This is a genomic window from Kocuria sp. SM24M-10 (genome assembly GCF_001027955.1).
GTDB classification, from domain to species: Bacteria; Actinomycetota; Actinomycetes; order Actinomycetales; family Micrococcaceae; genus Kocuria; species Kocuria oceani.
Genome location: NZ_LDNX01000101.1, coordinates 44,384 through 65,221 on the forward strand (window position 1 = coordinate 44,384; position 20,838 = coordinate 65,221).

The 20,838-nt window shown below is 73.4% G+C and carries 22 protein-coding genes; 7 read left to right on the forward strand and 15 right to left on the reverse strand.

What is annotated here, in order from left to right:
• Window positions 1-18: 18 nt before the first annotated feature.
• On the forward strand, window positions 19-1,224 hold the full coding sequence (locus tag ABL57_RS11400) for an MFS transporter (RefSeq protein WP_047803595.1): 1,206 nt from the start codon (window positions 19-21) through the stop codon (window positions 1,222-1,224).
• A gap of 74 nt (window positions 1,225-1,298) precedes the next feature.
• Here the strand turns inward: ABL57_RS11400 and ABL57_RS11405 are convergent, their stop codons facing one another.
• The 7 genes from ABL57_RS11405 to ABL57_RS20750 form a co-directional block, all read right to left on the reverse strand.
• Entirely contained in the window at window positions 1,299-1,853 is a 555-nt protein-coding gene (locus ABL57_RS11405) for a hypothetical protein (protein ID WP_053004925.1), read from the reverse strand.
• 134 nt (window positions 1,854-1,987) lie between these two features.
• Window positions 1,988-2,728 carry a class F sortase gene (locus tag ABL57_RS11410; RefSeq protein WP_047803596.1) on the reverse strand — a complete coding sequence of 247 codons (741 nt, stop codon included), beginning with the start codon at window positions 2,726-2,728 and terminating at the stop codon, window positions 1,988-1,990.
• Between the two features lie 35 nt (window positions 2,729-2,763).
• The gene (locus ABL57_RS11415) at window positions 2,764-3,270 is read right to left on the reverse strand and encodes an excalibur calcium-binding domain-containing protein (protein WP_047803597.1); all 507 of its coding nucleotides are present in this window, start codon (window positions 3,268-3,270) and stop codon (window positions 2,764-2,766) included.
• 254 nt (window positions 3,271-3,524) lie between these two features.
• Complete coding sequence (gene nagB / locus ABL57_RS11420; protein WP_047803598.1) at window positions 3,525-4,286, reverse strand: glucosamine-6-phosphate deaminase; 762 nt, start codon at window positions 4,284-4,286, stop codon at window positions 3,525-3,527.
• Window positions 4,287-4,360: 74 nt separating this feature from the next.
• Window positions 4,361-5,053 (reverse strand): class F sortase, encoded by a 693-nt coding sequence (locus ABL57_RS11425; RefSeq protein WP_047803599.1) that lies wholly within the window; start codon window positions 5,051-5,053, stop codon window positions 4,361-4,363.
• 41 nt (window positions 5,054-5,094) lie between these two features.
• Complete coding sequence (locus tag ABL57_RS11430; RefSeq protein ID WP_160310796.1) at window positions 5,095-5,730, reverse strand: excalibur calcium-binding domain-containing protein; 636 nt, start codon at window positions 5,728-5,730, stop codon at window positions 5,095-5,097.
• Window positions 5,731-6,129: 399 nt separating this feature from the next.
• Window positions 6,130-7,074 carry a helix-turn-helix domain-containing protein gene (locus ABL57_RS20750; RefSeq protein WP_053004926.1) on the reverse strand — a complete coding sequence of 315 codons (945 nt, stop codon included), beginning with the start codon at window positions 7,072-7,074 and terminating at the stop codon, window positions 6,130-6,132.
• Between the two features lie 205 nt (window positions 7,075-7,279).
• Between ABL57_RS20750 and ABL57_RS22690 the strand changes: the two genes are divergently transcribed.
• A complete protein-coding gene (locus ABL57_RS22690) occupies window positions 7,280-8,236 on the forward strand; it encodes a helix-turn-helix domain-containing protein (protein WP_053004927.1) in 957 nt (318 codons plus the stop codon).
• Window positions 8,237-8,293: 57 nt separating this feature from the next.
• On the opposite strand, the gene ABL57_RS11445 is transcribed toward ABL57_RS22690, so the two are convergent.
• Together ABL57_RS11445 and ABL57_RS11450 are read right to left on the reverse strand one after the other, a co-directional pair.
• Entirely contained in the window at window positions 8,294-9,217 is a 924-nt protein-coding gene (locus ABL57_RS11445; protein ID WP_152683379.1) for an aminoglycoside phosphotransferase family protein, read from the reverse strand.
• 58 nt (window positions 9,218-9,275) lie between these two features.
• Entirely contained in the window at window positions 9,276-10,991 is a 1,716-nt protein-coding gene (locus tag ABL57_RS11450) for a cytosine permease (protein WP_047803601.1), read from the reverse strand.
• A gap of 182 nt (window positions 10,992-11,173) precedes the next feature.
• On the opposite strand from ABL57_RS11450, the gene ABL57_RS11455 reads away from it, so the two are divergent.
• From ABL57_RS11455 to ABL57_RS11475, 5 genes are all read left to right on the forward strand, one after another.
• Window positions 11,174-11,926: a 5-oxoprolinase subunit PxpA gene (locus ABL57_RS11455; RefSeq protein WP_047803602.1), complete on the forward strand. Its 753-nt coding sequence runs from the start codon at window positions 11,174-11,176 to the stop codon at window positions 11,924-11,926.
• A 61-nt stretch (window positions 11,927-11,987) separates the two neighbouring features.
• Complete coding sequence (locus ABL57_RS11460) at window positions 11,988-12,227, forward strand: acetyl-CoA carboxylase (RefSeq protein WP_047803603.1); 240 nt, start codon at window positions 11,988-11,990, stop codon at window positions 12,225-12,227.
• A 3-nt stretch (window positions 12,228-12,230) separates the two neighbouring features.
• Window positions 12,231-13,631 carry an acetyl/propionyl/methylcrotonyl-CoA carboxylase subunit alpha gene (locus ABL57_RS11465; protein ID WP_047803604.1) on the forward strand — a complete coding sequence of 467 codons (1,401 nt, stop codon included), beginning with the start codon at window positions 12,231-12,233 and terminating at the stop codon, window positions 13,629-13,631.
• Window positions 13,628-14,536, forward strand: a complete 909-nt coding sequence (locus ABL57_RS11470) for an allophanate hydrolase subunit 1 (protein ID WP_082157410.1) — start codon at window positions 13,628-13,630, stop codon at window positions 14,534-14,536. Before ABL57_RS11465 ends, ABL57_RS11470 begins: the two co-directional genes overlap by 4 nt.
• Window positions 14,520-15,485, forward strand: a complete 966-nt coding sequence (locus ABL57_RS11475; RefSeq protein WP_047803605.1) for a biotin-dependent carboxyltransferase family protein — start codon at window positions 14,520-14,522, stop codon at window positions 15,483-15,485. The genes ABL57_RS11470 and ABL57_RS11475 overlap by 17 nt, the downstream gene beginning before the upstream one ends.
• Window positions 15,486-15,595: 110 nt before the next feature.
• Here ABL57_RS11475 and ABL57_RS11480 read toward each other — a convergent pair whose 3' ends face one another.
• From ABL57_RS11480 to ABL57_RS11505, 6 genes are all read right to left on the reverse strand, one after another.
• Complete coding sequence (locus tag ABL57_RS11480; RefSeq protein WP_047803606.1) at window positions 15,596-15,919, reverse strand: hypothetical protein; 324 nt, start codon at window positions 15,917-15,919, stop codon at window positions 15,596-15,598.
• 62 nt (window positions 15,920-15,981) lie between these two features.
• Entirely contained in the window at window positions 15,982-16,734 is a 753-nt protein-coding gene (locus tag ABL57_RS11485) for an SDR family NAD(P)-dependent oxidoreductase (protein WP_047803607.1), read from the reverse strand.
• A 20-nt stretch (window positions 16,735-16,754) separates the two neighbouring features.
• Window positions 16,755-17,534, reverse strand: a complete 780-nt coding sequence (locus ABL57_RS11490) for an SDR family NAD(P)-dependent oxidoreductase (RefSeq protein WP_047803608.1) — start codon at window positions 17,532-17,534, stop codon at window positions 16,755-16,757.
• Window positions 17,531-18,871, reverse strand: coding sequence for an MFS transporter (locus ABL57_RS11495; RefSeq protein ID WP_047803609.1), 1,341 nt, complete (start codon window positions 18,869-18,871; stop codon window positions 17,531-17,533). The genes ABL57_RS11490 and ABL57_RS11495 overlap by 4 nt, the downstream gene beginning before the upstream one ends.
• A gap of 26 nt (window positions 18,872-18,897) precedes the next feature.
• A complete protein-coding gene (locus tag ABL57_RS11500; RefSeq protein ID WP_047803610.1) occupies window positions 18,898-19,785 on the reverse strand; it encodes a polysaccharide deacetylase in 888 nt (295 codons plus the stop codon).
• A gap of 29 nt (window positions 19,786-19,814) precedes the next feature.
• Window positions 19,815-20,783 carry an asparaginase gene (locus tag ABL57_RS11505; RefSeq protein ID WP_047803611.1) on the reverse strand — a complete coding sequence of 323 codons (969 nt, stop codon included), beginning with the start codon at window positions 20,781-20,783 and terminating at the stop codon, window positions 19,815-19,817.
• Between the last annotated feature and the right edge of the window lie 55 nt (window positions 20,784-20,838).

The window sequence follows — 20,838 nt, forward strand, 5'->3', positions numbered from 1 at the left end:
GTTCCGAAAGGACGCACCGTGCTCACCGACGCTTCACCGGCCACCGCCCGGCGGGCCCGCCGGGGCCTCGGCTTCCTCGGCGTGCTGCTGATCGGGGTGAACCTGCGGGTGGGCTTCGTGACCGTGGGCCCGCTGCTCGAGGAGATCAGCCGCGACCTGGGCATCTCCGCCGGGCAGGCCGGGCTCCTGACCGGCCTGCCTCTGGCCATGTTCGCGCTGTTCTCCCCGGTGGCGCCCGCGGTGGCGGCCCGGACGGGCCTGGACCGGGCGCTGTGGCTGTCCCTGCTGCTGCTCACGGCCGGGATCGTCGGCCGTTCCGCGCCGGTGCCCGGGGCCGTGTGGCTCGGCACCGCCCTGGTGGGCATCGGCATCGCGTTCCTCAACGTGCTGCTGCCCTCGCTGGTGAAGCGGGAGTTCCCGCAGCGGGTGAGCCAGGTGACCGGGCTCTACACCTCGATCCAGGGCGCGGTCGCGGCGGCCGGCTCCGCCCTGGTGGTGCCCATCGCCCACGCCGGGACGGGTGGGTGGCGTCTGGCCCTGGCGGTGTGGGCGGTGCTCGCCGCGCTCGCGCTGCTGCTCCTGCTCCCGTGGCTGCGGCAGCGGCCCGCCGCCGCCGGCCCGCACGGGACGGCAGCGGACCGCTTCCGCTCGCCCTGGCGCTCTGCCCTGGGCTGGCAGGTCACCCTGTTCATGGGTCTGCAGTCGGTGGCGTTCTACGTCTACATGGCGTGGCTGCCCAGCATCGAGCGCAGCCACGGCGTCTCGGCGACCACCGCCGGCACGCACATGGCCCTGTTCCTGCTGGTCGGCATGGCGGCCAGCCTCAGCTCCGGGGCGCTGATGCACCGGTTCGGCGACCAGCGGGCCGTGGCGTTCGGCGGGGCCCTGCTGGCGCTGGTCTCCTACGCGGGCCTGGCCGCCGCCCCGGGCCTGGTGCTGCTGTGGGTGGTGCTCGGGGCCGCCGGCTGCGGCAGCCTCATCGTCGTGGCCCTGTCCCTGTTCAGCCTGCGCTCGAGCGGCCATCAGCAGGCCGCGGCGCTGTCCGGGATGGCCCAGTCCGTGGGCTACGGGCTGGCCGCGGTCGGACCCGCCGTCTTCGGCGCCCTGTACGACGCCGGTGGGCGCTGGGAGCCGCCGCTGCTGATCATGGCGGGCCTGATGGTGGTGCTGTGCGGCGTCGCGCTGCTCGTGGGCCGGGACCGCGTCATCGCTCCGCCGGCCTGAGGCGCGGCCGGACAGCGCAGCGCCGCCCGGCCGAGCGGCGGGGCGGCGCTGCGGTCAGGACCCGGTGCGGCGGATCAGGCCATGTGCGGCCGGGCGAACCACTGCTTGATCGGGGCCTTGAACGCGGTCACGAGCCACAGGACGTTGACCACGACGAAGGCAATCGCAAGGATCAGCGAGACGATGCCGAGGCCTGCGATCGCCATACCGCCGACGAGCAGACCGAGGACAGTCGAGACGACGCTGATGATGCCCAGGACGATGCCCAGAATGCGGGCCCAGTTCTTGCCCTTCTTCAGGAACACGTAGATCAGGGCGTACAGGGCCATCGCGACGACGATCAGCACGATGGAGGTGATGGTCGCGGTGCCCTGGAGCGAGGCGATCTGGTCTGCGGATAGGCCCGACTCCTCGAGCACAGCTGTTTGGTCCCCGGAGAAGCTCGTGAACAGCGAGACGAGCTGGCTGAGCAGGTAGAGCCCCGCCGAGGCGAGGGTCAGGGTCAGCAGCCGGCCGAGCTCGGGCGGGGCCGCGGCGGGCCGGCCGCCGCCGTACTGGTCGCCGCCGGACGCGTTGTAGCTGGGCGGGCCGGAGGGCTGGCCGGGCCGGTCGGGATACGGATTGCTCACAGGGGTCTCCTTCGGTGGTACGGACAGAGCACGCCCTCCCATCCTCCCCGGGAATTCGCGACTGCACCTCCGCCGCGCGGCCGAGGCGTGCCCCCTTTTCTGCGCCGGGCCTCCCCCGGGAGAGGCAGCGCCGCTCAGGCGAGGAGCCGCGCGTAGACCACGTAGTTGTCGTCGAACAGCCCGGTGGCCGGGTCGTAGCCGTCGCAGGTGATCAGCCGCAGTTCCGCCCCCGCGGTGTCGCCGTAGACCTCATGGGTGGGAAACGCGTTCTTGGCGTACTGCTCCCCGCGCTCGACGGCGAAGACCGCCGTGCTGCCGTCCTCCCGCAGCACCTCGATCCGGTCCCCGGGCACCAGCCCGCGCAGACCGGCGAACACCCCGGGCCCGCCGTCGGTGGCGTTGACGTGGCCCAGCAGCACCGCGGGCCCGCGCTCGCCCGGGGTGGGCGAGCCGGTGTACCAGGACGCGGGTGCGCCGGGATGGGTGGGCGGCACCTCGAGCGAGCCGTCGGCGCGCAGGCCGAGGTGCAGCAGCTCGGAGGAACCGCCCGCCGACGGGATCCGGACCGACACGGGCGCGGAGGCCGCCAGGGCCACCGGACCCGGAGCCGGGACGGGAGCGGCCTCGGCACCGGGCGCCGGCGGTGCCGAGGGTGCGGCGACCGGACTCGGTGACGACCTCACCGGGGGTCCGGCCGGCTCGTCCGCCGGAGCGGCCGGCGAGGAGCGCGGGGAGGAGGTCGCGGACGCCGTCGGCGACGGCGCCGTGGGCTGCGCGGGCGCCTCGGCCGCGCAGCCGCTCAGCAGCAGCAGGAGGAGTGCGGCCGCCGCAGGGGCCAGGCGGCCCCTGCGGCGGCCGGTGGTCGGATCCGTCACGGGGATCGGCTCCCGGTGCGCCGGACGGGCTCGGGCTACGCCCGGGCGGTGCTGCGCCGGCGCACCGCCACCGCGGCTCCGGCGGCCAGTGCGAGGCCGCCGCCGAGGACGAGTCCGCCCGTCCCGGAGCCGTCCTGCACGGCCGCGCCGGTGTCGGCACCGCCCACGGGTACCCCGTCCATCTGGGTGTACGGGTCGATGCCGGGCACCTCGCCGGGCTGGGCGTCGGGGCCGGGACCCGCACCGGGGATCCAGTCGATGATGGTGTGGGTGTACCCGCCCTGGTCGTTCTCCACGGGGATGCGCGTGGGGTCGTAGGTCCAGTCGGCGCTCTCGCACACGACCCCGTCGCCGTCCTCGTCCACGAGGCTCGCGCTGTAGCTGACCGAGCCGACGGGGATGTTGTAGACGCCGTACTGGTTGGCCGTGGCGCAGTCGGTGAAGACCATCGGATCACCCGGCGCGGCCGTCGCCGGTGCCGCCGTCAGCGCCGAGAACCCGAGGGCAATCATCAGGGCCGCACCAGCTGTGTTCTTGTTCATGGAGTCCTCACAATCTCGCAGAGGAAGGGTTTGCAAAGGCATCGTAGGCAGGCGGGGAGTGCGGCGTCACGTGTCAAATCGTGATCCGTTCCCGGGCGCGCCGCGAGCACGCAGATGACGCCGCGGCATCCCCGATGTCCGGCCTGACCGGGCACTGTGTGACGCTCCCCCGCGCGTGCATGACGCCCGCCCCTCGCCGCCCGCTGCGGCGGCATCCCCCGGCCCGGGGACAGAGGTCCCGGGGCCGGACCCGCTCAGGCCCCGGTGTCGGGGCGCTCGTACCCGCCGAGGGTCAGCCGGCTCGCGGCGGCCTCGTCCGCCACGATCGTGGTGCGGCGGTGGAACTGCAGCACCGACGCCGGGCACCGGGCCGCCACCGGCCCCTCCACCGCCGCGGCGACGGCCTGCGCCTTGCGCTCGCCCTGGGCGACCAGGAGCAGCTGCCGGGCCTCCAGGATCGTGCCCAGCCCCTGGGTGAGACAGTGCGTGGGCACGTCGTCGGGAGCGTCGAAGAACCGGGCGTTGTCGGCGCGGGTCTGCGCGGACAGCGCCAGGACCCGGGTGCGGGAGCTCAGCGCCGAGAGGGGTTCGTTGAAGCCGATGTGGCCGTTGGTGCCGATGCCGAGGATCTGCAGGTCGATGCCGCCGGCCGCGGCGATCGTCTGCTCGTAGTCCTGGGCCGCGCCCTCCAGGTCCGCGCGGACGCCGTCCGGCACGTGGATCCGCTCGGCCGGCAGGCCGAAGGGCTCCGCGACCTCCCGCCGCAGGTACGCGGCATAGCTGTGCGGGTCGTGGCCGGGCAGACCGACGTACTCGTCGAGGGCGAAGCACTCGAGGCGGGACAGGTCCAGTCCCTCCTCCCTGCGGCGGCGGGCCAGCTCCCGGTAGATGCCCACGGGCGAGGAGCCCGTGGCCACGCCGAGCACCAGGGCGGGCTGCGCGACGATCCGATCGGCCACGACGCCGGCCGCGTGCGCCGCGACGTCCGCGGGGGTGGGCAGGACGACCACGTCCACTCCGGGCCTCCTTCGCTCGGCGGGACCTCCATTGTCCCCCGGAGGCCGGGCCGTCCGCCGGACACCCCGCGGGATCAGTCCACGAGCTGGGCGTAGACCACGTAGTTGTCGTCGAACTCGCCGGTGGCGGGGTCGTAGCCGTCGCACGTGATCAGCCGCAGCTCGGGGCCCTCGGTGTTGCCGTAGACGGACAGTGTGGGGAAGGCGTCCTTGGCGTACTGCTCCCCGCGCTCGACGGCGAAGACCGCCGTGCTGCCGTCCTCCCGCAGCACCTCGATCCGGTCCCCGGGCACCAGCCCGCGCAGACCGGCGAACACCCCGGGCCCGCCGTCGGTGGCGTTGACGTGCCCGAGCAGCACGGCAGGCCCCACCTCCCCCGGGGCGGGCGAGCCGGTGTACCAGGCGGCCGGCGCGCCCGGGTCACCCGGGGGGACGTCCAGGGAGCCGTTGTCGCGCAGGCCGAGGTGGAGCAGCTCCGAGTCGGTGCCGGCGGCCGGGATGCGGACCGAGACGGGCGCGGAGACGGCCGTGCCCGCCGGGTCGGCGGCGGGAGTCGGCGTGGCGGACTCCCGCGGCGTCGGGGCTGGGGTCTCCGGGGCCGTCGTGACCGACGGGGTCGGTGCGGACGACCGGGCGGCGGACGCGCCGGCGGACGGCCCCTCCTCCGGCTGCGCGGGGCCGGTGCCGGCGCAGCCCGCCAGCAGGAGCGCAGCGACCGCCGCGGAGGCCAGGTGGCCCCTGCGGCGGTCGCTGGACGAGCTCTTCACGGACGACAACCTATCCGATCGGCTCGACGTGCCGGGCGGTCTCAGACCCGGGCGGCGCGACGGCGCACCACCACGGCGGCACCGGCGGCCGCGGCCAGGGCCAGGCCGCCGCCGAGGGCGACACCGCCGGCCGGGGACTCGTCCTCGACGACGACACCGGTGTCGGCCGCGCCCGCGGGCACCTGACCCATCTGGGAGTACTGGTCGGTGGCCCAGGACTCGGGCACCCAGTCGACGATGACCTCGGTCTGAACACCATCGTCGGTGCCGTCGGCGTCGCAGCCGAAGCCGTCGCGGTCGCGGTCCAGGTGCAGGCCGTAGCGGGGGTCGGAGGCCGGGATGTTGACGGCGCCCACAGCGCGGGCCTCCGTGCAGTTGTCGAACACGCCGTCCGCGACAACCTGCTCTGCCACAGGCGGGACGGGCGTAACAGGAACGTTGGGTGCGCCGGGCGTGAGAAACCCGATGCCCGGACCGTTGGCCTCACATGCCCGACCGTCACCTTCGGAGTCGAGGTCAGGGCTGTACTCGGGCGTGCCCCGAAGGATGATGCCGTAACCGGCGTTCTTGGCCTCGGTGCAGTTCTGGAACACCGGCGCTGCCGTCGCCGGCGCCATGGACAGGCCGGTGAATCCGGCGGCGGCGAGCACGGCCGCTCCTGCTGCGATCTTCTTCATGGGGGTCCCCTTGGATCGTTCCGTTGTTTGCAGACGCATCGTATGAACGACAGGCCACCGTTGTGGGGACACGCCGCCGGCCGTGTCGCGCAACGGCCGAAAAGCCCGGGATTCCGGGCCTCACGCGGTCGCGCCGGCACGAACGCCGGGGTTTCCGACCGGTCGCCGACGCCACAGCGCCTGCCGGATATCCCCCAAGCAGGGGACACGACAACAAAGTCATCTGCCGGGGGACTCGGCCCACGCTCCCCGCATCGGTCCGCCCGGGCCGCGGCGTGGTCCCGGTGGCCGCCCGGGGCGGGCGTCGTTGGGCCTGCGGGCACGAACACGTGCCACAGGGGCTCCGCGCGCGGCGTCCCGGACCGTGCGCGCGATCCGGAGGCCCCCGCGCCCCGGTGGTCACCGTTCCAGGGTCCGCCTCGGCGGCACGCCGTAGACCGCCCGGTAGGCGCCGGCGAACCGCCCCGGGTGGGCGAAGCCCCAGCGCGCGGCGATCTCCCGCACGGTGTCCCCGCGCACGGGGTCGCCGGCGAGCAGGTCGGCGTGGGCGGCGGCCAGCCGGGTGGTGCGCAGATAGGCGGCCGGGGTGAGGCTGCGCGGGTGGTTGGCCCGGAAGGCGCGCACCAGGGCTTCGGTGGTGGTGCCGGCGGCGCGGGCGGCGTCCTCGACGGTGACGGGCAGGGAGGCGTGGTCGTCGAAGAAGGCCACCGCGATGCGGTAGACCCGTGTCTGGGCCGCCATGGACAGGGTCCGCTCCTGGCGATCCCCCACCAGGGGGAAGCACTCCAGCATGGCCACGGCCAGGTGGCGGGTCAGCTGCGAGCGCACCAGGGGCTCGGCGAAGGCCGCGGAGTCCACCGTGTCACGGGCCATGCCGGCAAGGTCGGCCCAGTACCGTCCCAGCCGGTCGGTGACCGGCCGTGCGGAGGCGAAGGCCACGGGCGCCTCGGTGCCGTAGACGGTGTCGGCGACTCCCTGCAGCAGCGGACGGGTGAGGTTGATGGTGGTCGCCGCCAGGGCGTCCCCGACGACCAGAATGGGGTGACCGGGACGGAACAGCACCGGGGAGCGGAGGCCGGTGCCGGCCTCCGTACCGGTCGACCACTCGTAGCGGGTCGCGCGGCCGTCGGTGACGCCGAACACCTCGGTGTCTCCCCAGGAGGAGAACGGCCCGTCCAGGCCCAGCCGCACCACCGACAGGTGCTCGTCGCCGTCGTGGCGGTGCCGGTAGCAGAACTCCGGACGGGCAGGGGTGAACGAGAAGGGCACGCGCACCTCGGCGAAAAGGGACGCGACGGCCTCCGGCTCCCTGACCGTGACCTCACGGTGGAACAGTGCGCTCATCGGTGTTCTCCCCGTCGACTCGCTGTGCGCGGATGAGACGTCCGGGCGCTGCCCCCCACCGGACCTCCCGCTCCAGTTTACGGCCCCTCCCCCCTGACCGGGACACGACCACGAGAACCCCGAGCCGGTCACCACGGCCCGCCGCCGCGCTCCGGCCGCGCCCTGGCCCCCTGCGCCCCACGGTGAGGCGGAATAATCTGGACCCATGGGCTCGTCAGAGGGATGGTCGGTCCTGACCACCCGTGACCCGGAGGAAGGCCGCGCCGCGCTCCAGCAGGCCTACCGCCGTCTGCGCCTGCCGCGACCGGAGGTGAGCAGGTTCGAGCTGTCCCTGGCCGGCACCGCCTACGGGCCGCTGACCGCCCAGCGGCTGCGGCTGATCGGCTGGGACAGCACCGGCGCCAACGACAGCACCGGACTGCTGCGCATCGGCTGCGTGACCCACGGCCGATTCCTGGCCCGTTCCCACCGCACCGAGGTCACCGGGGGGCCCGCTTTCCTCTTCCCCTCCGGCCCCTACGCGGCCCGGTGGAAGGACCTGGGGCTGAACACCCTCACCGTCGAAGCCGCGTTCGTCGAGGACCACGCCCGGGCGCTGACCGGGCGCACCGACTTCCGGCTGGAGTTCACGGGGCACCACCCGCTCACCGAGACCCACCGGAAGTACTGGCAGGCCACGGCCGGGCACGTCGTCGAGCACGTAATGGTCAACCGGGTCGCCGCGGCCAGCCCGCTGCTGCTCGAGCAGAGCCTGCGCGGCCTGGCCACCGCGGTGCTGCAGACCTTTCCCAACAGCTTCCTCGAGCACGGCGAGGACCCGCACCCTTCGGCGCAGGTCCACCCCGCGGCGCTGCGACGGGCGATCGCCTACATCGAGACCCACCTGGCCGAGCCCATCGGCCTGCCCGAGATCGCCGCGGCGGCCCGGCTGAGCCCGCGGGGCCTGCAGGCGGCCTTCCGCCGCCACCTCGACACCACACCCATGGCCTACCTGCGCACGGTCCGGATCGACGCCGCCCACACCGACCTGCTCACCGCCGCCTCGCGCGGGGACACCGTGACCGCGGTGGCCGCCCGGTGGGGCTTCGCCCACCCGGGTCGCTTCGCCGCCGCCTACCGCGCCCAGTACGGGGAGGCGCCGGGGGACACCCTGCGCCGCTGACCCGGCCGTCCCCGCGCGAGGTCTCACCCGCCGGCCGGCGGCCCGCGCACCGGCGACCTAGCGAGCCGCGCCGGCGGGACCGAGTTCACGGACCACGTGCGCGACGACGGGGCCGAAGTCCGGTGCAGCCTCCGCCGGGCCGGCCGTCAGCGCGGTCACGTACAGGGCGGCCCAGGCGGCGGCGCGGCGCCACACGTCGGCGTCGCAGTGCCCGGTGCCCTCGGCGACCGCCCGGAACGCGGCGCGCTGTGGAGCGTCGAGGACCAGCCACGCGGCGGCGAGGTCCGAGGCCGGGTCCCCGGCGCAGACGTCGCCGAAGTCGATGAGCCCGGCCAGCCGCCCGGCCCGGTGCACGAGGTTCCAGGGGTGCGGGTCGCCGTGCAGCCAGACCGGCGGCCGGGACCAGGGCGCGGCCCGCACCCCGTCCTCGACGACGCCCCGGAGCCGCTCGGCGGTCCCCCGCCCGAGCGCGGCCGCCGTGGCCGGCCAGGAGACGGGCACGGTGCGGAGCCGCTGGGCGAGGGGGACGCCCCGGTAGGGATTGTGCGGGGCGTCCGGCGGCGCGGGCGCGTGCAGGGCGCTCAGCGCCCGGGCCAGGTCGGTGGCGAGCCGGGCGCGGCGGGCCACGGGCAGCAGCGCGACGGCCTCCCCCTCGACCCACCGCGTGAGCAGCCAGGGCCAGGGGTAGCCGGCGCCGGGCCGGCCGGCGAACACCGGCACCGGCGCCTCGATCCCGAGGGCGCCCAGCGGAGCGCTCGCGGTGGCCGTCCAGCGCTGCTCGTGCACCAGGCAGGGCACGGCGGCCTGCCGGACGGGCAGGCGCACCGCGTGGGCGGGCCCCAGCCGGAACATCGCGTTGTCCCAGCCCTGAGAGGTCGGCACCGGCGGCAGCTCGGCCAGCGCCCGCAGCGCGGCGGGCAGCTGCTCCTGCAGGAGGCGGCGCACCAGCGTAGTCGTCGGACGGAGCTCGGGTGCGGACACGACCTCAGGGTACCGACGGAGGCCCCGGCCCGGGCGGGCCGGGGCCTCCCGGGGACGGTCAGGGCTGGGCGGGCAGCACGTACCGGCCGGTCTTGTCGGTGGCCAGGGCGAGGGAGGAGATGTACTGCTTCTCCCCGTGCGGGCCGGGCTCGGCGGAGAGCAGCATGTCCGGGCGCTCGAACTCCAGGCCGCTGACGTGGCAGAGGAGCTTGGCGTCGGAGGGGTTGCCGTCGGCGTCGAACATCGGCAGGTCGATGCCGTCGTCGGTGCGCCGCAGGTAGTACTTCCCGCGGGTCGCCACGGCCAGCAGGGGCGGGCAGACCAGCGCCAGGCCGATCGCGAACATGGGCGAGTACGGCTGCACGGCGGCGCCGAACGCCCCGAAGAACACGGCGATCGAGATGCCCGCGGAGAGCAGCATCGAGACGAAGCCGACCGGGTTGACGGCGTAGAGCATGCCGCGGCGGAACTCGGGGGCCTTGGGCGAGAGCTTGAGCAGGTACTTGTTGACGGCGATGTCGGTGGCGACCGTGACCACCCAGGCCATGGCGCAGTTGGCGTAGAAGCCGAGGATCGTGTTGAGGAAGTCGAACATGTTCGCCTCCATCAGCACCAGGGCGATGGCGAGGTTGACCAGGACGAAGACCATGCGGCCCGGGTAGTGCCGGGTGAGGCGGGTGAAGCTGTTGGTCCACGCCAGGGAGCCGGAGTAGGCGTTGGTGACGTTGATCTTCAGCTGCGAGACCACCACGAGGACCAGGGCCAGGGTGAGCGCGAGCCAGGTCGGCATCATCTCCTCGTAGACGCCGAGGAACTGGTGGACGGGCTCGGTGGCGGTGGCGGAGGCGGCCGGGTCGAGCTTGGCCAGCAGCCAGACCGTGATGAACAGGCCGGTGGCCTGCTTGAGGGCGCCGAAGACCACCCAGCCGGGCCCGCCCAGGACCACGGCGGTCCACCACGCGCGGCGGTTGGCGGCGGTCTTGGGCGGCATGAAGCGCAGGTAGTCGATCTGCTCGGCGATCTGCGCCATCAGGGACAGGCACACGCCGGCCGCGAGCATGACCGCGGCCATGCTGACCCCGCCGTCGCCGCTCTCGCCCCGGTAGGCGAAGAAGGTCTCGACCGAGCCGGGGTTGGTGAGCACGAGGAAGGCGAGCGGGAAGACCATGAGCAGCAGCCACAGCGGGGTGGTCCACACCTGGAGCTTGGCCAGGGTGTTCATCCCGTAGATCACCAGGGGGATCACCACGAGCGTGGAGATCGCGTACCCGATCGCCTGCGGGATGCCCAGCACCAGCTCGAGGCCCTGGGCCATGATCGAGCCCTCCAGGGCGAAGAAGATGAAGGTGAACGTCGCGAAGATGATGTTCGTGACCACGGACCCGTAGTAGCCGAAGCCCGAGCCGCGGGTGATCAGGTCCAGGTCGATGTTGTACCGGGCCGCGTAGTAGGCCAGCGGCAGCCCGGTGGTGAAGATGATGACCGCGGCCACGAGGATGCCCAGCAGGGCGTTGGCCGTGCCGTGCGCCATGCCGATGCTGGCGCCGATGGAGAAGTCGGCCAGGTAGGCGATGCCGCCCAGGGCGCTGGTGGCCACCACGCCGGGGCCCCACTTGCGGTAGGAGCGCGGGGCGAAGCGCAGCGTGTAGTCCTCGAGGGACTCCCTGGTCGCCTGGCTGACGTCGCGGTCGGGGGTGCCGGGGGCGTGCGCCCCCGCAGGGGCGGGTGCTCCCGCGGAGGGATCGGCAGGCGGCGGGAGGAGCTTCTCGGACATGGCGGCTTCCTTCGGTCGAGGGGTCTCGCCTGCGAACCTAGGGAGGCCGTGCGGCCGGGCCGTGTCAGCGCTGTTTCACGGCCGTAAATGCGGTGCCCTGCCCGGGCGCCCGGCCCGTCCGCCGCGCGTCGCTGTTGCTCCTGCCCGTTCCCCCGGGCGCATCACATCCCTAGGCTGTGACCATGGCCACACCACGGACCCGCACCCGGCCCACCGTCAACTCCGACATGGGCGAGGGCATCGGCCTGCACCGCTTCGGCAACGACCCGGAGCTGCTGCAGGTGGTGGACCTCGCCAACGTCGCCTGCGGCTTCCACGCCGGGGACCCGGACATCATGTCCGCCACGGTCGCCGCGGCCGTGGCCCACGGCGTGCGGATCGGGGCGCACCCCTCCCTCCCGGACCAGTGGGGCTTCGGCCGCCGCGCCATGGTACTCACCCCGGAGGAGGTCGAGTCCCTGGTCCGCTACCAGGTGGGCGCCCTCACCGGTTTCCTCCTCCAGCACGGCGCGGAGCTGCATCACCTCAAGCCGCACGGCTCGCTCTACGGCATGGTCGCGAAGGACCCCGCGCTGATGGAGTCCGTGGCCGCGGTCGCCGCCGACTACGGCGTGGCGGTGCTGGGGATGGCCGGCACCGCCCACGAGACGGTGTGCGCCGAGCGCGGCGTGCCGTTCGTGGCCGAGCTCTACGTGGACCTGGACTACAACCCCGAGGGCGGGCTGATCATCCAGCGCACCCCGCACGCCACCGACCCGAACGCCGCCGCCGAGCGGGTGGCGCAGGCCCTGCAGCAGGGCACCGTGCGCGCACAGGACGGCACGGAGCTGCCCATGCGCTTCGAGTCCGTCTGCGTGCACTCCGACGCCCCCGGGGCGCCGGCGGTCGCCCGGGCGGTGCGGGAGGCGATCGACGCCCACGTCCCCGCCGGCTGACCCGGCGGAGGACCCGGAGGACCACCCGTCAGAACCAGCAGCACCGACCGAAAGGACCGACATGGCCGAGATCCAGTCCCCGCTCCCCGGCGTCTTCTACCGCCGCCCCTCCCCCGACAAGGACCCGTTCGTGCAGGACGGCGAGCGGGTCGAGGCCGGTCAGGTCATCGGCCTCATCGAGGTGATGAAGCAGTTCTCGGAGGTCCAGGCCGAGTCCGCCGGCACCCTCGAGGGCTTCCGGATCGACGACGGGGACATGGTCCACCCCGGGGACGTCATCGCCGTCGTCGCGGAGAGCTGAGCCGTGGCGATCTCCACGCTGCTGGTGGCCAACCGGGGCGAGATCGCGGTCCGGATCCTCCGCTCCGCCCGCAGTGCGGGCCTGCGCACGGTCCTGGCCGTCAGCGAGGCCGACCAGGACTCGATGGCGGCCGGCCTCGCCGACGCGGTCGCCGTCGTCGGGCCCGCCCCTGCCCAGAAGTCCTACCTGAACGCGGAGGCCCTCGTGGCCGCGGCCCGGGAGCACGGATGCGACGCGGTGCACCCCGGCTACGGCTTCCTCTCCGAGAACGCCGCGTTCGCCCGCCGCGTCCAGGAGGCAGGACTGACGTGGGTGGGCCCTTCCCCCGAGGTCATCGACCTCATGGGCCACAAGACCCGCGCCCTGGAGGCCGCGATCGCCGCCGGGGTGCCCGTGCTCGCCGGGTCCAACGGGCCCCTGGAGGGCGACGACGACGCCGTCCTGGCGCTGGCCCGGGAGGTCGGGTACCCCCTGGTGATCAAGGCCTCGGCCGGCGGCGGCGGGCGCGGCATCCGCCTGGTGCGCGCCGAGGAGGACCTGCTGCGCACCGTCGACACCGCCCGGTCCGAGGCCGGGGCGAGCTTCGGGGACACCACGGTGTACCTGGAGCGCTTCGTGGAGCGGGCCCGGCACGTGGAGGTCCAGGTGCTCGGGGACGGCGAGACGTACCTGCACCTGGGCGACCGCGACTGCTCCCTGCAGCGCCGCTCGCAGAAGATCGTCGAGGAGGCCCCCGCCCCGGACCTGCCGGACGCGGTCCGCGAGCGCATGCGGGACTCCGCCGTGGACCTCGCCCGGCTCTGCCGCTACACCGGGGTGGGGACGGTGGAGTACCTCTACGACCCCGTCCGGCACGAGGCGGCGTTCATCGAGATGAACACCCGCCTGCAGGTGGAGCACCCGGTCACGGAGTTCGTCACCGGCGTGGACCTCGTGGCCGAGCAGCTGCGGATCGCCTCGACCGGGCGGACGCGGCTGCGGCAGGATGACATCACCTTCACCGGTCACGCCGTGGAGTGCCGGATCAACGCCGAGGACCCGGACAGGAACTTCCTGCCGAGCCCCGGGACCATCAGCCGGCTCGACTGGCCCGAGGGCGAGCAGTATCGCGTGGACAGCGGGGTGCGCGCCGGGGACACGGTGGCCCCGTACTACGACTCGCTGCTGGCCAAGCTGATCGTGCACGCGGAGGACCGAGAGACCGCCGTGCAGCGGATGGGCGCGGCCCTGGCCGCCACGCACATCGAGGGGGTCCGGACCACGGTGCCGCTGCTGCAGCGGCTCGTGCTGGACCCGGTGTTCGCGGCCGTGGAGCACCACACCACCTGGATCGAGACCGAGCTGCTCGGCGGACCGCCCCGCCGAGAGCGCAGCGAGACGCCCGGCGAGGGGAGCACACCGTGACCGAGACCCTGCACCTGCCCACCGCCCGCTACACCTGGGGCGGGGACGAGTTCCTGTTCGTGGAGTTCGACGAGGCGATGAACCTCACCGCCAACTACCTGGCCACCACGGTGGCCCAGGGCCTCACCGGGCTCGAGCTGGAGGGCGTGGTGGACGTCTGCCCCGCCAACGCGTCCCTGCTGGTGCGCTTCGACCCCGACATCCTCCCCCCGGAGGAGCTCAAGCGCCGCACCCAGGAACTGGAGAGCCTGGCCCGCACCTCCACCCAGCACCGGGTGCACACCCGGATCATCGAGGTCCCGGTCTGGTACCAGGACCCCTACACCGCCGAGGTCGTCCAGCGCTTCCGCGAGGGCTACCACCAGGACCCCTCCGGCACCGACCTCGACTACGCCGCCCAGGTCAACGGCCTGGCCGACGCCGCCGAGTTCATCCGCCGCCACCACGGGTCACCGTGGCTGGTGTCCATGGTCGGGTTCGTGGCCGGCCTGCCGTTCATGTACCAGCTCGTCCCCCGGGAGCAGCAGCTGGAGGTCCCCAAGTACCTCAGCCCCCGCACGGACACGCCCCCGCTGACCGTGGGCCACGGCGGGTGCTTCGCCTGCATCTACTCCGTGCGCGGCGCCGGCGGCTACCAGATGTTCGGCATCGCCGCCGCCCCCATCTACGACCCGGCCCAGGAGCTGCCCGACTTCCGGGACTTCCTCATCCTCTTCCGGCCCGGGGACCTCGTGAAGTTCCGGCCGGTCGACGAGGCCGAGTACCGCTCCATCCAGGAGCAGGTCGAGGCCGGCACCTGGCGGTTCAAGCAGGCGCCCGTGACCTTCGACGTCGAAGCCGCGCTCGCCGACCCCGACACCTACAACCGCACTCTCCTGGAGGCCCTCGATGGCGCTGAGAATTGAGCAGCCCGGACTGCTGACCACCGTCCAGGACCAGGGGCGGTTCGGCTACTACAACGTGGGCATCCCGCAGGGCGGGGCCATGGACCAGGAGTCCGCCCAGGCCGCCAACAAGCTCGTGGGCAACTCCGCCGGAGAGGCCGTGCTGGAGTGCACCTACATGGGCCCCTCCTTCACGGTGGACGCCCCCACGACGATCGCGGTGGCCGGCGCCGACGTGCCCCTGCTGGTCAATGGGCAGGAGCGCCCGCCCTGGACGCGGATCGAGCTGGCCGAGGGGGACGCCGTGAAGTTCGGGGTGATCCGCGGCGGCGCCCGGTTCTACCTGGCGGTCCGCGGCGGCATCGACGTGCCGGAGGTGCTCGGCTCCCGCTCCACCTACGCGATCGGGCGGCTCGGCGGGCTGCACGGCCGGAAGCTGGAGGCCGGGGACGTGGTGCCCGTGGGCGAGCCGACCGGCCTGCTGCCCTCGATCGAGGAGATCCCGCCGGCCCACCGGCCCGCGCTCGGCGGGCCGCTGGAGCTGCGGATCGTGTGGGGGCTCTACGATCACCTGCTCACCGAGGAGGGCCGGCGCCGGCTGGTCGAGGAGGAGTGGAGGCTCACCCCGGTGGCCGACCGCATGGGCCTGCGCTTCGAGGGCCCCGGCGTGGAGTGGATCGAGCGGGAGCAGCCCTTCGGGGCCGGCTCGGACCCCTCCAACATCGTCGACGCCGGCTACGCCGTGGGCTCGATCCAGATCCCCGGCGGCACCCAGCCGATCGTGCTGCACCGGGACGCGGTCTCCGGCGGCGGCTACGCGATGGTGGGCACCGTGATCTCCGCGGACATGGACCTGCTGGCCCGGGCCACCCCCGGCACGGTCACCCGGTTCCGGGCGGTGGACCTGGAGCAGGCCCATGCGGCCCGTCGGGAGCGTGCGGAGCGGCTCGAGGCCCTCTGGGGGCTGTGACCGCCCGGTCCCGGGTCCCCCGCTGAAGGGGGGGACGGGCCGGCCGGATCAGGTCGATGTCGGGGCGGCTGCCCGAGGGGAGCCGCCCCGACGTCGTCGTCAGCCGGTGCTCACACGGTGTCGGCGCTGAGGAGCAGCGCCCGCACGAGCCGTCCCGCGTCCAGGGGCGGGGCGCCGTGGTGGTGCCCGCCCTCGAGGACGCGCTCGAAGTCCCCGCCGCCGTCGTCCGGCAGGGCGCTGCGGTCGACGAGGCGCTGGTCGACCAGGGCGTCGGCCAGGGATTCCACGTCGGGGAAGATCTGCTGGCGGCCCGTGCGGGAGCCCAGCACCCACTGGTCACCGAGGACGGTGATCCTCGCCCGGCGCCCCACGCACCGCCGCAGCTCCGCGAGGACGGCCGGCTTCATCCTGTGCCGGTTGACGTAGGCGGTCACCGTCGAAACCGCACGCCCTCCGGGGCAGCCTGCGCACATCGGAAACCCCTCCTCCCGGGTGGCTACGGCATCACGTCGCCGCTGTTGGGCCCGAGTGTCTGCCCGGTGTAGAGGTCCCCGCCGGGCGAGGAGGCCAGCAGCAGCGCGGTGGGCGCCACCTCGTGGACCTGGCCGAAGCGGCCGATGGGCAGTTCCGCCTGCTTGGCCGCCTTCCACTCCTCGGAGAGCCCCTCGATCAGCGGGGTGACGACCGGGCCGGGGGCGATCGCGTTGACCAGGATGTGGTGCTCGGCGAGCTCCAGCGCCATGGCCTTCGTCATGCCGATCACCCCGGCCTTGGCCGCGACGTAGTGCGTCAGGCCGGTGCCGCCCTTGATGCCCAGCTGGGAGGCGATGTTGATGATCCGCCCGCCGCCGCGCGCCACCATGTGGGGCGCGGCCCAGCGCGCGGCCAGGAACACGCCCTTCAGGTCCACGGCGAGGACCTTGTCGAACGTCGCCTCGGTCATCTCCAGCAGCGGCGTCTCGTCGAGGATGCCGGCGGCGCTCACCAGGACGTCGATCCCGCCGAGCTCCTCGGCGACCCGGTCCATCGCCGCCCGCACGGCCTCGCCGTCGGTGACGTCCGCCGCGAGCGCCGCGGTCCTCCCCCCGAACGCCCCGATCTCCTCGGCGACCGCCCGGGCGTGCTGCTCGTCGCGGTCCAGGACGGCCACGTCGGCGCCCTCCCGGGCGAAGAGCAGGGCGATCGCCGCGCCGATGCCGCTGCCGCCGCCGGTGACGACGGCGACCTTGCCGGTCAGTTGCTGTTCCATGTCTGCCTTTCCTGGACGGTTCAGCTCGGCCAGCGGACGGTGAGTCCGCCGTCGACGATCAGCTGCTGGCCGGTGACGTAGGCCGAGTCGTCGCTGGTGAGGAAGCGGATGGTGCGCGCCGCCTCGTCGACGTTGCCCACCCGGCCCCAGGGGATGATCGAACCCGCGGCGTCGAGCCCCTCCCGGCCCAGGGAGTTGACCGGGTCCAGGGACTGCGGGCTCTCGATCAGCCCCGGGATCACCGTGTTGACCCGGATCTTGCGCGGCGCCAGCTCCACGGCCAGGGACCGGCACAGGCCCAGCAGCCCGGCCTTCGCCGCGGCGTAGTGGGAGTGCTCCTCCCAGCCGTAGACCCCGCCCGCGATCGAGGACGTCGCGACCATGGCCCCGCCGCTCGTCATCCGGGCGCTGCAGGAGCGGAAGACCCGCAGGACGCCGGAGAGGTCGACGGCCATCATGTCGTCCCACGCCTCGTCGGTCATCTCCGCCAGGGAGGCCCGGCGGAGGATCCCAGCGGCGGCCACCGCGACGTCCAGCCGGCCGAACTCGTCGAGCGCCGTCTCGGCGAGCGCCTCGGTGTCCTCGAAGCGGCGCACGTCCATGGGCACGGCCGTGCACCGGCCGCCGGCGGCCTCCACGGCGCGCACGGTGTCCGTGGCGTCGTGGGGGTCCGCGGGCAGGTACCCGATGACGCTGTGCGCCCCGGCCCGGGCATAGGCCACCGCCAGGGCCCGGCCGATCCCGCTGCCGCCCCCGGAGATGACGGCGACCTTTCCCTCGAGCCCGTCGTCGCGGATCATGCGATCACCGTCGTCTTCAGGTGGGCGTCCTTGAGGGTGCGGGTCCCGGCCATGCACAGCGCCGAGGCGATCAGGCCCCCGGTGCCGGTGATGATCGCGGCCCAGACCGGGTCCACCCCGGCGGTGAGCAGGATGGTGAGCAGCCCGGAGCCGGCGATGCCACCGAGCGGGGCCATCACGTGGGCCACGTTCGCGCCCATGCCGCGCACCTGGGGCGGGAAGGACTCGCCCATGTAGAACAGCAGGGCCGCGTAGGGACCGGTGAGGAAGAACAGCGTCATGGCGTACAGCGGGATGATGTAGGCGGAGGTGCCCGGGCCCAGCAGCATGGCGAGGCTGACGAGGCCGCCGGCGATCCAGCCGAGGACCACGGTGGGCTTGCGGCCGATCTTGTCGCCCAGCCAGCCGTGGAAGACGTAGCCCACGAAGCCCACCGCGTTCGAGAGGACGAGGATGATCAGGGCGTTGTCGAAGGAGATGCCCTTGGCCTCGACCAGGATCGTGGTGCCCAGGACGGAGAACACCTGGATCGCGAACCAGTTGAAGAACCACGCCAGCGACAGGCAGGTCGTGTGCCGGCGCAGCTCCGGGGTGAAGACGTCCTTCACGCCGGTGGCGTGGTGGGCCCCCTCCTCGAGGTCGTGCTCCGCCGCGAGCGCGTGGGCGCCGGCCGTGTCACCGGCGGCCCGGCGGCGCCGGACCTCCTTCATGGCGGCGAAGGTCGGGGACTCGGGAAGGCGGGACGCCAGGACCACGACGATCAGCGACAGCACGGCTGCCACGACGAAGCTCCACCGCCAGCCGATGAGCGGCAGGGTCAGGGCCGACAGTCCCGCGGAGACCAGCGCGCCCACCGGCCAGCCGCCCTGCACGAGGGAGTACATGAGGCCGCGGCTCTTGGCCTCCTTGTAGATTTCGTTGAGGTAGACCGCGTTGACGACCTCCTCGGACATGGAGAAGCCGGAGAAGGAGCGGATGATCACCAGGCTGGCGGCACCGATGGCGGCACCGGTGAGACCGGAGGCCACGGCCCCGCCGATCATGAGCACCATGAGGGCCTTCTTGCGGCCCATCCTGTCGATGATGGTGCCCACGGCCAGGGCGACGAGGAAGACGCCGATCGTGGCGTAGGTGTTGATCGCGGTGGACTCGGCGGTGGTCCACCCGAAGTCCGCGGCGATGACCGGCAGCAGGGTGCCGAAGAGGGTGAAGTCGTAGACGGACGCCACCCAGGCGATGAAGCAGACCACCGAGACCTGCTTCACCACCTTCGGCGTGATGGGCACGTTCCAGGGCTCGACGCCGGAGGGCGTCGGGTTCGAGCGCAGAGAGGACATGGCGGTGTTCCTTCGTCCGTGCCGGATCAGCCGGCGTTGCGGGGACTGCGGGAGGCGAAATCGCGGGCGACGTCCTCCATGAAGGCGAACTCCACCCCGTCGTGGCCGGCGATGTGGTCGAAGAGCCGCTCGAGCATGAGCAGGTTCTGCGGCCGGCCGGAGACGTCCGGGTGGATGGTGATCGGGAAGACGGCGTAGTCCATCTCCCGGTAGACCCAGTCGAACTGGTCCTTCCACAGCTGCTCGATGTCCCGCGGGGACACGAAGCCGTGGCTGTTGGGGCTGGACTTGATGAACATCATCGGCGGCAGGTCGTCGAGGTACCACGAGGCCGGGATCTCGATGAGGTCCGTCTCCTCGCCCCGCACCAGCGGCTTCATCCACTCCCGGGCCGAGGCCGCGTCGTAGTCGATCTTGGTCCAGGTGTCGCCGACGCGGACGTAGTACGGGGTGTGGTCGTCGTGCATCAGGGAGTGGTCGTAGAGGAAGCCGCGCTCGAGCAGGATCTCGTTGGTCACCGAGGAGAACTCCCACCACGGGGCCACGTAGCCCACCGGCTTCTTCCCGGCGCGCCGGGTGATCAGGTCGGTGCAGTAGTCGAGGATCTCGGTCTCCTGCTCCCGGGTCATCGCGATCGGGTTCTCGTGGGAGTACCCGTGCACGCCGATCTCGTGGCCGGCGGCGACGGTCGCGTCGAACTGCTCGGGGAAGGTCTCGATGGAGTGGCCCGGCCAGAACCAGGTCACCGGCATCTCCCGGCGCTGGGCGAGCTGGAGCAGCCGCGGGACGCCGACCTCGCCGGCGAACAGGCCGCGGGAGATGTCCCCCGGGGAGTCCTCCCCGCCGTAGGAGCCGAGCCAGCCGCCGACGGCGTCCACGTCGATGCCGACGGACACGTAGATCTTCTTGGACATGTTGTCTCCTCTGGTGATGGGTGGGTGTTCTAGCGGTGGGCGGTGAACGCCTCGGGGAACTCGGTGCTCGAGGTCCCGAGGGAGATCAGGAGGGCGGCGAGCAGGCGGGCCTGCAGGGGGTTGAGGTCCCCCGAGGGGACCGCGCCCGCGGCCACGAGGTCGGTGCCGCCGCCGTTGCCGTAGATCGGCAGCACGGGCCCCCAGGGGGCCCGGGTGCTGAGCACGACGGCGCACCCCGCCGCCACCGCCCGTTCGACCGCCTCGGCGAAGCCGGGGCCCGCGTTGCCGACGCCCGAGCCGGCCAGCACCACGGCGTGGGCGCCGGAGCGCACGGCGAAGTCGAACAGGTCCGGGGTGGCCCCGGTGTGGGCCGTGATGATCTCGACCCGCGTGGCGTCGAAGGAGGCCGGAGGCAGGGGAAGGGCCGGGCGGCGGACCGGCCTGGCCGTCACCACGAGCTCGTGCCCGGCCATGTGCGCCACCTCCGTCCCGCCGCAGAAGGGGCTGCTCGCGGTGGTGTGCGCCTTCCGGGCTCCGCGCGCCGCACGGACCGTCCCGTCGAAGGAGATCAGCACGCCGCTGTCGCGCAGGCTCGGGGACGCGGCGGCCAGCACCGCCTCCTCGACGTTGCGCGGCCCGTCCGGGGCGGCGCTGTCGGCCGGCTGCTGGGCGCCGGTGAGCACCGCGCTCTTGGCCGAGCCGTGCACCAGCTCCAGCAGGAACGCGGTCTCCTCGAGGGTGTCGGTCCCGTGGGTGACCACCACCCCGTCCGTACCCGGATCGGCCAGCGCCTCCTGCACGGCCTCGGCGATCAGCCGCAGGTCGGCCAGGCTCAGCCGGTAGCTGCCGGTGGTCAGGACGTCCCGGGACGAGACGGTCAGCTCCCCGTACCGGGCCCGGGCCAGCTCGGCCGCCGTGTCGGTGGCCACCGAGCCCCGGTCGCCGTGACCACGCGACGCGATGGTCCCGCCGGTGCCGAGCAGATGGACGTGAGCCACTGCCTGCCTCCCCTCCAGAACGGTCCGCCCGGGAGAACGGACACTGTATGCAAAC

Excerpts from the sequence above, each read along its gene's own strand:
- ABL57_RS11495 (WP_047803609.1), bottom strand. The coding sequence starts at position 18,871 with ATGTCCTCTCTGCGCTCGAACCCGACGCCCTCCGGCGTCGAGCCCTGG.
- ABL57_RS11415 (WP_047803597.1), bottom strand. The coding sequence starts at position 3,270 with ATGAACAAGAACACAGCTGGTGCGGCCCTGATGATTGCCCTCGGGTTC.
- ABL57_RS22690 (WP_053004927.1), top strand. The coding sequence starts at position 7,280 with ATGGGCTCGTCAGAGGGATGGTCGGTCCTGACCACCCGTGACCCGGAG.
- ABL57_RS11475 (WP_047803605.1), top strand. The coding sequence starts at position 14,520 with ATGGCGCTGAGAATTGAGCAGCCCGGACTGCTGACCACCGTCCAGGAC.
- ABL57_RS11500 (WP_047803610.1), bottom strand. The coding sequence starts at position 19,785 with ATGTCCAAGAAGATCTACGTGTCCGTCGGCATCGACGTGGACGCCGTC.
- ABL57_RS11490 (WP_047803608.1), bottom strand. The coding sequence starts at position 17,534 with ATGATCCGCGACGACGGGCTCGAGGGAAAGGTCGCCGTCATCTCCGGG.
- ABL57_RS11485 (WP_047803607.1), bottom strand. The coding sequence starts at position 16,734 with ATGGAACAGCAACTGACCGGCAAGGTCGCCGTCGTCACCGGCGGCGGC.
- ABL57_RS11430 (WP_160310796.1), bottom strand. The coding sequence starts at position 5,730 with ATGAAGAAGATCGCAGCAGGAGCGGCCGTGCTCGCCGCCGCCGGATTC.
- ABL57_RS11460 (WP_047803603.1), top strand. The coding sequence starts at position 11,988 with ATGGCCGAGATCCAGTCCCCGCTCCCCGGCGTCTTCTACCGCCGCCCC.
- ABL57_RS20750 (WP_053004926.1), bottom strand. The coding sequence starts at position 7,074 with ATGAGCGCACTGTTCCACCGTGAGGTCACGGTCAGGGAGCCGGAGGCC.
- ABL57_RS11455 (WP_047803602.1), top strand. The coding sequence starts at position 11,174 with ATGGCCACACCACGGACCCGCACCCGGCCCACCGTCAACTCCGACATG.
- ABL57_RS11450 (WP_047803601.1), bottom strand. The coding sequence starts at position 10,991 with ATGTCCGAGAAGCTCCTCCCGCCGCCTGCCGATCCCTCCGCGGGAGCA.